The organism is Streptomyces sp. NBC_01508, assembly GCF_045040315.1.
Taxonomy (GTDB): Bacteria; Actinomycetota; Actinomycetes; order Streptomycetales; family Streptomycetaceae; genus Streptomyces.
Window position 1 is genome coordinate 6,911,083 of sequence record NZ_CP109419.1, and the last position, 14,270, is coordinate 6,925,352.

The following is a 14,270-nucleotide window of genomic DNA, read 5'->3' on the forward strand; positions in this document are numbered from 1 at the left end:
CCGCGCATATCAAAAGTCAGAGGTGAACAGGGGACGGCTGTCGGACAGGGTGACACCGAACGGATGGCCCTCGGTGAGGAAGTCGTACAGGAACTCTGAGAGGGTGGTGCCGTGGTCGGTGAATTCGGGGTCCCGGCCCTTGTTGAGCATGATGGTCCAGCCATCGGGGTTGTCGGTGGCGGCAAGCCAGTAGCCGGTGTCGCCGTCGTCGGTGATCAGGCAGGGATACAGCAGGCCGGGAAGCGCGGCATCGTCCAGGTGCTCGTGCCCGTGCTCCCACACGGTGATGTCGGCCATCTCGCGCACTGTCGCGACCAGTTCGGCCTCGATCGCGTTCCAGTCGACGCTCCCGAACGAAGGGCGCGGCAAGCGAGGGGGCAGGAGTGCGAGGACCTCTTCGATCACGCCGGCCGACAGTACAGGGCGTCACGTACGCCGGACCACCCATCGCACCCATCGCCGGGACGACGGACGGCCCCACCCGACGACCATGACCCACACCTGACCCACACACCTGACCACACACCTGTCCGCGCGAGCTCTAAGGTCCTCGGATCACATCAACCGAGCGGAGTGGAATCGGCATGCCTGACGGATGGCGATGGGACCGCACCCTGTTCCGGGGAGGCGCCGCCCACTACGAGCGTGGCCGGCTGCCGTACGCCCCGGGTTTCGCCGAAGCGCTGGCCACCGTCCTTGGGCTGGACGGGCGGGGGCGGCTGCTCGATGTCGGCTGTGGGCCCGGCATCGTGGCGCTCGCCATGGCGCGGTACGTCACCGAGGTGGTCGGCGTCGACCCGGACGAGGACATGCTGGCGCAGGCGGCACGGCAGGCCCGGCTGCGGGGGGTGGGCAACGCGCGCTGGGGGCCGCCCGCGCCGAGGAACTTCCCGCCGGTCTGGGGGAGTTCCGGGCCGTGGTGTTCGCCCAGCCCTTCCACTGGACGGACCGCGACCGGACCGCCGCCGCCGTGCTGGGGATGCTGGAGCCGGGTGGGACGTTCGTCCGTATGAGCGACCTGAAGGACCCTCTTCCCGTATCGACGCCGCTGCCGCTGCCCGCTCCTCCGTACGAGCGGATCGGTGAACTGGTGCGCCGTTATCTGGGTCCGGTGCGGCGCGCGGGGCAGGGCACGCTTGCCAACGGCACGCCGAACCGGGAGGACCTGGTCCTGGCAAGGGCCGGGTTCGAGAACTTCGAGCGCCATGTCGTGCCGGCCGGGAACGTGGTCGACCGCGCGGAGGACGACCTCGTGGCGTGGGTGTTCTCCCGGTCGGACTCCGCGCCCCATCTGTTCGGCGACAGACCGGCGGACTTCGAGCGGGACCCGCGCGACGCTGCGGCAGGCGTCGTCCGGCGGGCGGTTCGCGGAGCGTCTTCCGCCGACCGAGATCATGACCTGGCGCAAGCCGCCTGGAGAGCGGTGACGACGGTGCCGGCGGGGCGCGGGCGCGGCGGTGGCGTTCGTTCAATTTTTACCGACGCGTAACTTCCCTTCCCGTTCTTACTCGTGCGTAACTTGGCATGAGCACAGCCAAGATGTGGTCCGGGCCACAGGGCTGACAGCTATCGCCTCTTCCCCTTGAGCCGCAAGGAGATCGCTCGATGCTGCCCTGGAAACGCGCGTTCGGACCGCTGGCGGCGCTGCTGCTGGCCGTCTCGGTCGCCACCACCGCCCCCGCCGTCGCGGCCACCCCCACCGCGCCGGCCGTCACCGCCGCTGCCGCGAGCAGCGGCTGGAACAACTACTCCTGCAAGCCCTCCGCCACCCACCCCCGCCCCGTCGTCCTCGTCCACGGCACCTTCGGGAACTCCGTCGACAACTGGCTCGGTCTCGCCCCGTACTTGGTGAACCGCGGATACTGCGTCTTCTCCCTCGACTACGGGCAGCTCCCCGGAGTGCCGTTCTTCAACGGCCTCGGCCCCATCGACAAGTCGGCCGAGCAACTGAGCGCGTACGTCGACCGGGTGCTCGCCGCCACGGGCGCCCCGAAGGCCGACATCGTCGGCCACTCCCAGGGCGGCATGATGCCCCGCCACTACCTCAAGTTCCTCGGCGGGGCACAGAAGGTGAACGCCCTGGTCGGACTCGCGCCCGACAACCACGGCACGACCCTGCTCGGCCTGACGAAGCTGCTGCCGCACTTCCCCGGCGCGGAGGATCTGCTGACCGAGAAGACTCCGGGACTGGCCGACCAGATCGCCGGATCGGCGTTCCTGACCAAGCTCAACGCGGGCGGTGACACCGTGCCCGGCGTCAAGTACACGGTCATCTCGACCCGTTACGACCAGGTGGTCACGCCGTACCGCAGCCAGTTCCTGTCCGGGCCCGACGTCCGCAACGTCACCCTCCAGGATTTGTGCGCGGTGAACATATCCGAGCATCTGGCGATCGGGCTGACCGACCGGATCGCGTTCCATGAGGTGGCCAACGCGCTCGATCCGGGCCGTGCCACACCGACGACCTGCGCGTCGGTCATCGGCTGACGGGCAGACAGCCGTCCGCTCCCGGCGCCACGGTGGTCATGGTTCGGCCCGCTGCCAAGAACATCCGTGACAGCGGGCCGTCTTACCGGGCGCCGTGCAGTGAACCATTTGTCGCAGTCGGCGGATCAAGGTGGCGTGGATTGGAGCGTCGGGGAACGGCTGCTGGTCGCCGGTGTACTCGTACCCCCACCGCTCGTACAGCGCCTGGACCTTGGGGTGGGTTGGTTCCACCAGAAGCGTCACGCGTTCCTCCGGGCGGCCGGTCATCAGTTCCTCGTGGAGGCGGTGGGCGCTGCCGGTCTTGCGCCACGGTACGCGGACCATCGGTTCGAACAGTGCGAACGTACGCCTGCCGCCTGTCTCGTCTGTGTCCTGTTCGGGAAGCGGAGCGAGCATTCCCGCCCACCACGGGATCTCTCCGGTAGCGGGGAGCCGTAGGCGTACCCGGCAGCCTGGCCGTTGTCGTAGCCGACAACGGCCTCCCAGCCAGGGCGGGAGACGTGCCCGTCGAGGCGTTCCTGAAAGCGCTCCATGGAGAAGAACGGATCAGACAACCGGTCGGCGTACACCTCGGCATACAGCTCTGCCAGCGTGGGCCGCACGTCCGGGGTCCGTCTGTTGAGCTGCTGAGTGAACGTCTTCAGCGGGTGCGGGATCCGGCCGGTTGGAGTGGAGCCGGGAGGTGGGACGACCGTGGCGGCTGTCGAGCATGCCCTGTCGATGTCGAGTTGGCCGAGTTGGGCGAGTTGGGCGAAGGCCACGTGCAGCGTGTAGTAGGCGTGGTCGCGGCGCTGGTCGGGGCGCAGGGCGGCGAGGCAGCGGTGCAGGTGGAACTCGGCCCTCTCCGCATCTCCCAGCCGTAGATGCGCGATACCGGTCAGACCGTCGAGTTCACCCCGGGTGTAGAAGTCCATGGACATCGGGCGGAACGCCTCTGGGTCGGCGCGGGCAAACGCTTCGTCCGCGCGGTCCAGGGCGCGACGGGTGCGGGTGCGCTCGCCCAGGCCCGGCAGGGATACGGCAAGGCGGGCGTGGCTGAGGGAGGCGTACAAGGGGTCTCTACCGTGTACGGAGTTGGCCATCGCGGCTTCGGAGGCGCCGACCGCGTCCGCCCAGCGTCCGCGCTGGCCGGCCAGCGCGGACGGGTATCGCCAGATCTGGTGCTGTGCCTGTCCGTCGCCGGAGAGCGCGGCGAGGGTGACGGACTTCTCCATGTGCCGCTGTGCGTCGTCGAGTCTGCGGGAGTCCGTGGCGGCCCACATGGCGGTGGCGGTGAAGGTGGCCGCCAGAGCGTACAGGCGGCCGCGGACGCGGCTGGTGGCGCTCCCGTTCTGCTGGAGGTTCATGGCGTGGGCGCTTAAAATCACCGCTTGATGCTCCAATTCGGGGACCACCCCCGTTCTGATCGTCCAGTAGCCACAGTTCGGTCAGTTGATCCCGCAGCCGCCGCACATCGGCGGTACCGACGGTGAGGCGCGTCCCGGTCGGCGTCGAGGTCGACGAGTAGCGGGCCGGGGGTGGCCCCGGTCGCAGGGGCGTCACCGAAGGCACCGCTCACCGCTGCGGCAGACGCGCTGTCCGTGACGACGGTGCGCGCGCCGGTGTCCCGCAGGGTCCACTCGATGCGCCCCTGCGGATGCACCGCGTCGAGCGGCACGTAGGCCGCCCCCCGCCTTCCACACCCCGAGCAGCGCCACCAGCAGCCCGACGCCGCGGCGCACACAGACGCCGATGAGGTGGTGGGCGAGACGGTTCGCCGCGCGGTCGAGCCGGTCGTACGTGAACTGTGTGGCGCCCCCGGCCACCGCGATCGCGTCAGGGTGGCAGCGGCCTGGCGCTCGATCAGCGCGTGGGTCGGCGCGAACTCGTCGGGTGAACCAGTCTGCTGAGGCTCCGGTGACTTCCTCCTTGGCCCTGCCGGACCGATCAGATCGCGCACACCGGAGGGCGTCCGGCAAGAACTGTGGGCCTACCTGGCGGTTCACCACGCGATCCGCCAGTTCGCCCATGCAGCCGCTCTTGCCGGCCCCACCGTTGACGCCGACCGCATCTCCTATCTGAAGTGCGTCCGAGTGATCCGCCGGAGCGTTCCTTCTCAGCTCGGAGCCACCACCGCCAAACTCGCCCGCTCCCTCGCCGAAGCCGCTGAAGAGGCACGCAGCCGACTGCTCTCACCTCGGCGAAGCCGGAACTACCCCCGCGCCGTCAGAAAGCCCAATCGGTGGCCCGTGCTCCGGACCCGCGCCGGCCGGGACACAGTCCAGCCCGGCCGTTGGATCTCAACCAAACTAAGAAGCAGAAGAGCAGCCGAGGCGCCGGTAGACCCGCGCTCAAGGCACCGGTCCTGCCCTCACCTCGGCAAGCATCGTTCAGCGACGAGACGCCTATGGGATGTAGCGGCGGAAGCCCTCCGCCAGGGCCTTGAAACCGCACGCCTCGTAGAAGGTGTGAACATACGCGTCATCCGCCGCCAGCAGCTGGACCTTGTAGCAGCCGGCCGACTCACCCAGTCGAACGGCAGCCTCCATCAGCTGACGGCCGACACCACGCCGCTGGAAGGAGCCAGCCACCACGACGTTCTCCACGAACAAGATGGCCCGACCACCGCGCGTGAGGTTCGGCATGACGATGCAATCCGCCGTCCCTGCCACGGCGCCGCCAGCTTCAGCCACCAGGATCGTCCGTCCTTGCTGCCTTGATATGGCTGCCCAGATGGCATCTGCGGACGCCTCGGGCAATGGAGGATCGTCGGGGTTCAACTCGCTGTAGAGAGCCAGCAACACCGACAGGTCCATCTCGACCGCTGACCGCACAGTGATCTTCATGCACTGAGCCTAGAACAGCCACACACGCCGCAACAGCTGCTCGGTAGGCAAAGGCAACTACATTGGCAGTTGCCCCCCGGCACTGACGACCTGCGGCTCGCCTTCCGGCTGCCGCGCTCGGTGCGCCCCGTATCGCCCGTCACCATCGCCGACCACTTCTGGGTGGCGGAGACCGCGGGCACGTACGACTCGGTCACGGTCTTCCCGCACCGCGTCAGCCGCGCCCACCCGCGCCGCGCGCTGACCGGCGCCCCACGCACTGCCTTTCCGCTCCCCCCGCCCTTCCAGCTGACCTGAGGAAGAAACCCGATGACGATGCCGTCGAAGAAGTCGATGAAGAAGACCAAGAGCCTGCTGCTCGTCGCCGCGTCCGTCGCCCTCGCCGGCACCGCGCTCACAGCCTGCGACAGCGAAATCAAAACAGAGAAGTCGCAGTATCAAGTCGATGAGAAGGTGACCTCTCTTCGCATCAAGGACTACGGCGGCGATATCGAAGTGGTCACCGGGGGCGGCTCGGGGATCAGCGTCACCGAGGAGTTCGAGTACACCGACGGAAAGCCGCGTGCCGATCACTCCGTGAAGTCCGGCGAACTCTTCCTCAACGCTCCCGGATACGAGAACGACGACGCCAGCAAGTGCGCCGTCAACTACACCGTGGAGGTGCCCGCAGGCACCGCCGTGAACCTGGAGACCGGCGGCGGCGACATCACCGTACGCGGCCTGTCCGGCGACACCGCGGCGAAGACGGGCGGCGGCAACGTCCGCATCAAGGAATCCGCCGCCAAGACGGTCGACGCCTCCACCGGCGGCGGCGACGTCGACTCCTCCTTCACCAGCGCTCCCGACCAGGTCAAGGCCGAATCGGGCGGCGGCGACGTCACCGTGCGGCTACCCGAAGGCACGTACTCCGTGGACGCCAAGACGGACGGCGGCAACCGCGATGTCGGGGTCACGAACACGCCTTCCTCCGCACACGAGGTGAAGGCCCACACCGGCGGTGGCGACGTCACCGTGACGACGGTGGGCTGACCGCCGCGGCGGCCTTCACAGCCCCGGGTGGCCTTCGTTCCCCTCAAGGACGAAGACCACCCGGCTTTGATGAACAATCAATCGATGCGGACTCATTCAGCCGCCGCGCTCAGCCGTGTTCACCGCGCGCCCCGGTCAACTCTGGCCTGCTTCACCCAGCCACGCAGACCCTCCGGGCTCACCCCCGGATCCCGGGGCGACCTCGGTGACCGTCTTGTCCGACGACAGCGCCAACGCGACGGCGCCCCGCTTGAACTCCGCCGTGCACCGCTTACTCATACTGCTGTTCTTGCTCACTACCTGTGACTATTTCCTCCGGGGCTTTCCGTTCCAGTATCAGGCTGTACAGGTCAAAGGGGGAGCTTCACTCCGGGAGCAGTGCCACGAGCTGTTCCCCGCCTGCGAGTTCGTTCACGGTGCGCGCGGCGGCGGCATCGAGATAGAACAACACCATGGCCTGACCATTGTCCTTGGCATGGAACTTGCGACCGTCGCACTCGAGCTCGGTCATGAGGGCGAGGACAATGTCCATGTCGGCCCAGTCGTCCTCGACCGTGATATCCCGATGCGACTGTCGACCGTCAACGGTGAACTCGATCCACGCCCGGCCAGTTCCGCCAGGTGCGTCGAGCTCGACATGATCACGTACGTCGCCCAGCGCGTTCGCCCGACCGGCCAGACGGCAGAGCTGTCGGGCGATCTCAACGTATGCGCCGGAGCCATGGACGCACTCGGTGTCGAAGTTCCACGCCCGCTCGCAGAACCATCGGCCCCAGGGCTCTGCCTCGACCTCGATGCCGAGCGTGAGGAGCAGGGCGTCGAACGGCCTGCGCTCATACCTTCTCGCGCGGGAACGAGTGCAGTAACTCCGAAACACTCCGGCCGGGGGCGAGGACGAGGTCCATCTCCGCGAGCGCAGAAAGTTGATCTTCGAGTTTCACGGAGTCAAAGATTACGAGCAATCATGCCCGCGAGTCACGACACCTGCCGGTGACCGCGGCCAGGTGGTGGCGAACAGGTCGAGCACCCGGACGGGCCCTGGACCGCGCGGTTGAAGGCGGGCCTCGTCGGGCCTCGATCGCCGGACGGGCCGAGGCCCCTCACCCCACCCACCGGTAGCACCGCTCCGGCCGCCCCGTCCCCCCGTACCGCAGCGTGACCTCCGCCCGGCCCGTGTCCGCGAAGTACTCCAGATAGCGCCGCGCGCTCACCCGCGACAGCGCCCCCTCGTCCGCGCACTGCGTCGCCGACAGGCCCTCCGCGTGCCCGCGCAGTGTGCGTTCGACCAACTCCGCCGTGTGCGCGGCCAGCCCCTTCGGAAGCTCACGGGAGCCCGGCGGGCGCGTGCCGAAGATCTGGTCGACGTCCTGCTGGCGCGCCTCGCCCAGCCGGTCCAGCCGGGTCCGCAGCGATGCCACGTGCCGCAGTTGCTCCTGGAGCGCGGACTGGCTGAACGGTTTGATCAGATAGTGCAGCGCCCCCGCCCGCAGCGCCGCCCGGATCACGCCCGCGTCCCGCGCCGCCGTGATGAACAGCGCGTCCACGCTCGTACGGGTCGCGTCCCGCTCCTCCGCCGCCCGTAGCTCACGCAGCACCGCGATCCCGTCCATGTCGGGCAGATAGATATCGAGAAGCACCAGGTCGGGGCTGCGCAGCTCCGCCGCGCGCAGCGCTTCGGCACCGCTGTGCGCCACACCGACGACCTCAAACCCGTCCATCACGGACACATAGCGGCCGTGCAGTTTCGCGACCATGAAGTCGTCGTCCACCACCAGCACTTTCGTCACGCCGTCACGCTAAGCCGCGACCGCAATGACCACAACGTCCGTTGATGACGGAAGAGAGACAGCTTCTTAACGCGAAGGCAACATGTGAGCCACCTCACTGCCCTACGACATGCTCCCCTGAAAGGCGGCACACGTGCGATTCCGCACTCCCCTCGCCCTCCTCGGGGCCGCGCTGCTGGTGCTGGTGGGTCCGCCGCTGCTTTCCGTGGGCAGTGGCGGCGACACCGGTACGCAGATACCCGGCCTGCGCTTCATGGTCCCCAACACCCCGGGCGGCGGCTACGACATCACCGCCCGCACCATGGCCAAGAACGCCGAGGACGCCGAACTCAACCACAACATCGAGGTCTTCAACCTGCCGGGAGCCGGCGGCACCGTCGGTCTCGCCCGCGCCGTCAGCGAGCACGGCAACGGCAAGCTCGTGGTCTCCATGGGCCTCGGCGTGGTCGGCGCCGTACGCACCAACAACTCGGAGAAGACCCTCGCCGACACGACGCCGATCGCCCGCATCAGCGAAGAGACCGACATCGTCGTGGTCGCCAAGGACTCCCCGTACAAGACGATCGAAGACCTGCTCACGGCGTGGAAGAAGGACCCGGCCAAACTGCCCGTCGGCGGCGGCTCGTCGCCCGGCGGACCCGACCACCTGGCGCCCATGCTGATGGCGCGGGCCGCCGGAATCGCGCCGAAGACCGTCAACTACGTGCCCTTCGACGGCGGCGGCGAACTCCTCGCCTCCATCCTCGGCAACAAGGTCGCCTTCGGCGTCTCCGGTCTCGGTGAGTACCGCGACCAGATCGAGGCGGGCGAGCTGCGGCTGCTCGCCGTCACCGGCCCCGAGCGGAGCCCCGGCATGGACGCGCCCACCCTGCGCGAGGCGGGGCTCGACACCGAGTTCACCAACTGGCGCGGCGTCGTCGCGCCGCCCGGACTCTCCGACACCGAGCGCGACAAACTCATCGCCTTCTTCGAGGAGTTGCACGCCTCACCTCAGTGGAAGGACTCGCTGAAGAAGAACGGCTGGGACGACGCCTTCCTCACCGGTGAGAAATTCGGCGACTTCCTCGCCGCCGAGGACAAGCGCGTGGCATCCGTCCTGAAGGAGCTTGGGCTGTGACCACCCACCCGAACACCCCTCCCAGCACCCCTCCCGAGGAGGAGACCGCCGCCCCCCGGACCTCCGCGTCCAGCCGCTCCTCCTGGCTGCGCGAGCACTCCGAACTCGGCGTCGGCCTCATGCTGCTCATCCTCGGGATCCTCGTCCTCACCGACGCCCTGACCATGGACGTCGACATCACCCAGCGCGGCCCGATCGGCCCCAAGACCGTGCCGATCGTCGTCGGTATCGGCCTGCTCGCCGTCGCCGTCCTCCTCAGCCTCGACGTCCTGCGCGGCGGCCGGGGCGAGGCCGAGGGCGGCGAGGACATCGACCTCAGCGAACCCAGCGACTGGCGCACCGTGCTGCTGCTCGCCGGGGTCTTCCTCGGCAACGCCGTACTCATCGGCCCCCTCGGCTTCCCGATATCCGGGGCGCTGCTCTTCTGGGGCTCCGCGTACGCGCTCGGCAGCCGGCATCTCCAGCGCGATCCGCTCATCGCAGCGGGCCTCTCCCTCGTCACCTACTTCCTCTTCAACAACCTGCTCGGCGTCCCCCTCCCCGGTGGCCCCCTGATGGGAGTGATCTAGACCATGGGCTCCCTCAACTCCCTGATCGACGGCTTCGGTACGGCGCTCACGCCGATCAATCTGCTCTGGGCCGCGATCGGCGTACTACTGGGCACCGCGATCGGCGTACTGCCCGGCATCGGCCCGGCCATGGCCGTCGCCCTGCTGCTCCCCGTCACCTACGGCCTGGAGCCGACCGGCGCGTTCATCATGTTCGCCGGCATCTACTACGGCGCCATGTTCGGCGGCTCCACCACCTCGATCCTGCTCAACACCCCGGGCGAGAGCGCGGCGGTCGTCGCCGCCATCGAGGGCAACCCGATGGCCAAGGCGGGACGCGGCGCGCAAGCGCTCGCCGCGGCGGCCGGCGGTCACTTCGTCGGCGGCATGATCGGCACGATCCTGCTGGTCGTCCTCGCCCCGACCGTCGCCTCCCTCGCCGTCGACATCGGCGCACCCGACTACTTCGCGATCATGGTGCTGGCGTTCATCGCCGTCACCTCGGTCCTCGGCTCGTCCCGTATCCGCGGTCTCGCCTCGCTGCTCATCGGCCTCACCATCGGACTGGTCGGCCTTGACCAGATGACCGGCCAGCAGCGCCTCACCTTCGGTTCGCTCCAACTCGCCGACGGCATCGACGTCGTGATCGTCGCGGTCGGTCTCTTCGCGATCGGCGAGGCCCTGTGGGTCGCCGCGCACCTGCGGCGCTCCACCGGCGAACCGGTTCCGGTCGGCCGCCCCTGGCTGGGCAAGGACGATGTACGGCGCACCTGGAGGCCGTGGCTGCGCGGGCCGCTCATCGGCTTCCCGTTCGGCGCGATCCCGGCCGGCGGCGCGGAGATCCCGACGTTCCTGTCGTACGTCACCGAGAAGCGGCTCTCCAAGCACAAGAAGGAGTTCGGCAAGGGCGCCATCGAGGGCGTCGCCGGACCCGAGTCGGCCGCGTCCGCCTCGGCCGCCGGCACGCTCGTGTCGATGCTGACCCTCGGCCTGCCGACGACCGCCGTCGCCGCCGTGATGCTGGCCGCGTTCCAGCAGTACGGCATCCAGCCCGGACCGCTGCTGTTCGAGCGCGAGTCGGAGCTGGTGTGGGGTCTGATCGCCTCGCTGTTCGTCGGCATGGTGCTGCTGCTGGCACTGAATCTGCCGCTCGCTCCCGTGTGGGTGAAGCTTCTGCGCATCCCGCGTCCGTATCTGTACGCGGGCATCCTCTTCTTCGCGGCCGTCGGCGCGTACGCGGTCGGCGGAGAGGCCCTGGACCTGGTGATCCTGCTGATCATCGGTCTGATCGGGTTCGGTATGCGGCGCTACGGGCTGCCGGTGCTGCCGGCCGTCATCGGCGTCATCCTGGGCCCGGCCGCCGAGCAGCAGATGCGCAGGGCGCTCCAGATCAGCGACGGAAGCGCCACCGGCCTGGTCAACACGCCCTTCTCGGTGACCGTTTACGCCGTCATCCTGCTGATCATCTGCTGGCCGCTGGTGCGGAAACTGGTGCTGAGCCGCCGCAAGGAGCCGAAGGTCCCCGCGTAGACCGGGTCTTGTCGGTCCCGCTTGCCCTCGGTCCTGTCCGGCGGATCTTCGGGGGTCCGGGACGCCTGGCACGGCACCTCGCCGCGTTGACAGCCTTTTCGAAGGCATCCAAGTACGGCCGGGCCATCCACAACGCTGATCCTCCGCCTTGCGAGGCACCGCACCAGACGCCCCGGCCTGATCCCCGAAGATCCGCCGGACAGGGCCTCGATGGCCGGACCCGCCGTGTACACGGCCGGTCCGGCCATCGAGCACGAACCGGCCACCCGCCCGGACTGTCAGTGCCGGATGGCACCATCGACACATGACCCCGATCGACTGGGACAGCGCGGCGGACTCCTTCGACGAGGAGCCCGACCACGGGCTGCTCGATCCGGCCGTGCGCAAGGCGTGGGCCGCCAAACTCGTCGGCTGGCTGCCGCCCGAGCAGTCCAGGGTGCTCGACCTCGGCTGCGGCACCGGCAGCCTCGCTCTCCTCGCCACCGAGTCGGGCCACCGCGTCACCGCCGTCGACCTCTCACCGCGCATGGTCGGCCTGGCCAGGGCCAAGCTGTCCGGCACGGACACGGAGGTGCTGGTCGGCGACGCCGCCCGACCGCCCGTGGGGGAGCGCACGTTCGACGTGATCATGGCCCGCCATGTGCTCTGGCTGCTGCCCGATCCGGACCGGGCGCTCACCCACTGGCTGTCGCTGCTGCGCCCCGGCGGGCGGCTGATCCTGATCGAAGGCGTCTGGTCCGGCGTCGGACTGCCGGCCACCCGCGTCACGATGTCCCTCGCCCCGCTCGTCGAGCGCGTCCAGCACGAACCTCTCTCGGCCGACGCCGCCCTCTGGGGCCGCCCCGTGGACGACGAGCGCTACGCCCTGATCGCCCACACCGCGCGGCACCGCCGCCACACGGAAGTGGTCGACGTCCACCTGATCCTGCGCCGGGGCGACGAGGTGCTGCTCGGCCGCCGCTCCGGTACGGGTTACGGGGACGGCCTGCTCAACAGCCCGGCGGGCCACGTCGAGGACGGCGAGGACGTCCGCGCGGCGATGATCCGCGAGGCGTCCGAGGAGATCGGCGCCGAACTGGACCCCGACGACCTGCGTACGGCCCTGGTCATGCACCACCGCGGCCCCGGCGGCCGGCCGCGCACCGGCTGGTTCTTCGAGGCGCGCCACGACCCGGCGCACACGCTCTGGGAGCCGTACAACCGGGAGCCCGACAAGTGCTCGGGCCTGTCCTGGCATCCGCTCTCCGCGCTCCCGGACGACATCGTCGCGTACTGCCGCGCGGGACTGGAGGCGTACCGCGCGGGGGAGCGTTTCGTCATCCACTGGCACGAGGACGCCGACTCGATCGTCCACGACCCGGACGGCACGTCACGCGCGACGCCGCTGCCCAAGACGGACACGCACACGGACGCGACGGACACGGGTGCTACGGACACGGGTGCTACGGCGACGGGGGGCGGCTCGACAGAGTCGTGAACGCGCCGTCGCGTACGAGGAGTTCCAGCTCGTCCAGCGCGCGGCGGGCCGCGTCGGCCGCGGCCGGGTCCCGGTCGGCGAGGCCACTCTCCTCGAACTCGTCCTCGTCGAGACGCAGCACCGTCCCGCCGTCCGCCGACGCCCACAGATCGAGATCCAGATCCTCGACCAGCACCTCGTACCGCGGTTCACCGGGGCCGAGGCCGCGTACGACCGCCGGCCGCGTCACGTCGCAGTACCAGCCCTTGAGCGTGCCGTCGCCCGTGCGGACCTCCTTCACCGCGTACCACCGGTCGCGCCAGTAGTGCTCGGTGAAGACGTCGCCGGGCTCGAAGCGCACGAAGCCGAAGTCCCGTACGCCGTCGGCCGCCCACGGCGCGCGAACCACCACATGCGTGCCGTCGTCGGCGATCAGCGTGGCGGGATAGCGGATCTTCGTACGGCCCGCCTTGACCAGACGGACCTCGACCTCGACCCCCGAGGTCCCCCCGGCGTCAGGTGAGCTCGCGGACATGGCGTACCTCCGAGACGCAGATCCGGTAGCCGAACCAGGTGTTGACCGCCAGCATCGGCTCGTTTCCCGCGTCGTTGTTGGTGAACGCGTCCGTGTAACCGGCGGCGCGGGCGCGGCGCAGGGAGTCGGTCTTGGCGGCCTTGGCCAGACCCCGGCCGCGGTAGTCGCGCAGTGAGCCCGTCATGGCCGACAGATAGGTCGTGTCACCGTCCGTGTGGGCCAGCGTGAAGGCCACGATCCTGCCGTCGGCCACCACGAGGGTGCTGAGGCCGTGGTCCAGACAGGGGTGGTGCCAGGTGTGGTTCAGCCAGTCCTCGTAGTCGTCGAGGTTCGTGCCGACGTCACCTGGTTCGTCCGACGTCGCCTCGGCGTCGGCCTCGAACACCGGCCGCGGGCCGCCGGCGAAGTCCGCCGCCGTCGCCAGCGCGCAGCCCGCGGGGAGCTTCAGCGGCTCGGGCAGTGTGGCACCCGCCAGATCCAGCCGCTGGAAGTGCGCGCTACGCAGCGGCGAGTAGCCCCGGCGGGCGGCGAAGGCGAGGGACGCGGGCTCGTCGTTCACCCAGGTGAAGACGCTGGTCGCGCCCTGGGCGGCCACATGCTCCTCGGCCGCCCGCAGGATCGCGGATCCCGCGCCCTTGCCCTTGTGGTCGGGGTGCACATGGGGGTTGAGGCGGGCCTGACCGGGTTCGTCGCTGTCGTAGGCGAGCGAGACATGCGAAGTGCCGATCACCTCCCCGTCGGCCTCGGCCACCAGCATGCGGTACTTGGACGCCGGGTGGGCGCTCCGTACGGCGAAGTGCAGGGCCTCCTCGGTCGTCACGGCGGCCTGCACGGAGGCACGCCGGACACGGACGACGGCAGGGGCGTCCTCCGGCCGGAAATCACGGACGATCAGAGTCATGAATCGGCACGCTACGGGGGCGCGCCGCCGGAACGCCTCCCATTTTCCGGCCCGG

14 protein-coding genes and 1 pseudogene are annotated in these 14,270 nt (G+C 69.4%); 8 read left to right on the plus strand and 7 right to left on the minus strand.

Features of this window, described 5'->3' with window-relative positions:
* Positions 1-9: 9 nt before the first annotated feature.
* Complete coding sequence (locus OG700_RS31855) at positions 10-405, minus strand: hypothetical protein (RefSeq protein WP_405619620.1); 396 nt, start codon at positions 403-405, stop codon at positions 10-12.
* A 179-nt stretch (positions 406-584) separates the two neighbouring features.
* On the opposite strand from OG700_RS31855, the pseudogene OG700_RS31860 reads away from it, so the two are divergent.
* Together OG700_RS31860 and OG700_RS31865 are read left to right on the plus strand one after the other, a co-directional pair.
* Positions 585-1,427, plus strand: a pseudogene (locus OG700_RS31860) (class I SAM-dependent methyltransferase).
* Between the two features lie 178 nt (positions 1,428-1,605).
* On the plus strand, positions 1,606-2,487 hold the full coding sequence (locus OG700_RS31865; RefSeq protein WP_405619622.1) for a lipase family alpha/beta hydrolase: 882 nt from the start codon (positions 1,606-1,608) through the stop codon (positions 2,485-2,487).
* 266 nt (positions 2,488-2,753) lie between these two features.
* Here the strand turns inward: OG700_RS31865 and OG700_RS31870 are convergent, their stop codons facing one another.
* On the minus strand, positions 2,754-3,833 hold the full coding sequence (locus OG700_RS31870) for a hypothetical protein (RefSeq protein ID WP_405619624.1): 1,080 nt from the start codon (positions 3,831-3,833) through the stop codon (positions 2,754-2,756).
* A gap of 1,038 nt (positions 3,834-4,871) precedes the next feature.
* Positions 4,872-5,312 carry a GNAT family N-acetyltransferase gene (locus OG700_RS31875; RefSeq protein ID WP_385150830.1) on the minus strand — a complete coding sequence of 147 codons (441 nt, stop codon included), beginning with the start codon at positions 5,310-5,312 and terminating at the stop codon, positions 4,872-4,874.
* 69 nt (positions 5,313-5,381) lie between these two features.
* Between OG700_RS31875 and OG700_RS31880 the strand changes: the two genes are divergently transcribed.
* Both OG700_RS31880 and OG700_RS31885 read left to right on the plus strand, forming a co-directional pair.
* On the plus strand, positions 5,382-5,609 hold the full coding sequence (locus OG700_RS31880) for a hypothetical protein (RefSeq protein ID WP_405619626.1): 228 nt from the start codon (positions 5,382-5,384) through the stop codon (positions 5,607-5,609).
* Positions 5,610-5,621: 12 nt separating this feature from the next.
* Entirely contained in the window at positions 5,622-6,341 is a 720-nt protein-coding gene (locus OG700_RS31885) for a DUF4097 family beta strand repeat-containing protein (protein WP_405619628.1), read from the plus strand.
* A gap of 364 nt (positions 6,342-6,705) precedes the next feature.
* Here the strand turns inward: OG700_RS31885 and OG700_RS31890 are convergent, their stop codons facing one another.
* On the minus strand, positions 6,706-7,218 hold the full coding sequence (locus tag OG700_RS31890) for a hypothetical protein (RefSeq protein WP_405619630.1): 513 nt from the start codon (positions 7,216-7,218) through the stop codon (positions 6,706-6,708).
* 223 nt (positions 7,219-7,441) lie between these two features.
* On the minus strand, positions 7,442-8,095 hold the full coding sequence (locus OG700_RS31895) for a response regulator (protein ID WP_405622137.1): 654 nt from the start codon (positions 8,093-8,095) through the stop codon (positions 7,442-7,444).
* Between the two features lie 166 nt (positions 8,096-8,261).
* On the opposite strand from OG700_RS31895, the gene OG700_RS31900 reads away from it, so the two are divergent.
* The 4 genes from OG700_RS31900 (at position 8,262) to OG700_RS31915 (ending at position 12,800) form a co-directional block, all read left to right on the plus strand.
* Positions 8,262-9,245, plus strand: coding sequence for a Bug family tripartite tricarboxylate transporter substrate binding protein (locus OG700_RS31900; RefSeq protein ID WP_405619632.1), 984 nt, complete (start codon positions 8,262-8,264; stop codon positions 9,243-9,245).
* Between the two features lie 86 nt (positions 9,246-9,331).
* Positions 9,332-9,814 carry a tripartite tricarboxylate transporter TctB family protein gene (locus OG700_RS31905; protein ID WP_405622139.1) on the plus strand — a complete coding sequence of 161 codons (483 nt, stop codon included), beginning with the start codon at positions 9,332-9,334 and terminating at the stop codon, positions 9,812-9,814.
* 3 nt (positions 9,815-9,817) lie between these two features.
* Positions 9,818-11,323, plus strand: coding sequence for a tripartite tricarboxylate transporter permease (locus OG700_RS31910; protein ID WP_405619634.1), 1,506 nt, complete (start codon positions 9,818-9,820; stop codon positions 11,321-11,323).
* Between the two features lie 304 nt (positions 11,324-11,627).
* Positions 11,628-12,800, plus strand: a complete 1,173-nt coding sequence (locus OG700_RS31915) for a methyltransferase domain-containing protein (RefSeq protein WP_405619636.1) — start codon at positions 11,628-11,630, stop codon at positions 12,798-12,800.
* Here the strand turns inward: OG700_RS31915 and OG700_RS31920 are convergent.
* Together OG700_RS31920 and OG700_RS31925 are read right to left on the minus strand one after the other, a co-directional pair.
* A complete protein-coding gene (locus OG700_RS31920; protein WP_405619638.1) occupies positions 12,766-13,314 on the minus strand; it encodes a DUF402 domain-containing protein in 549 nt (182 codons plus the stop codon). The genes OG700_RS31915 and OG700_RS31920 overlap by 35 nt on opposite strands.
* Positions 13,295-14,215 carry a GNAT family N-acetyltransferase gene (locus tag OG700_RS31925; protein ID WP_405619640.1) on the minus strand — a complete coding sequence of 307 codons (921 nt, stop codon included), beginning with the start codon at positions 14,213-14,215 and terminating at the stop codon, positions 13,295-13,297. Before OG700_RS31925 ends, OG700_RS31920 begins: the two co-directional genes overlap by 20 nt.
* Positions 14,216-14,270: the final 55 nt, after the last annotated feature.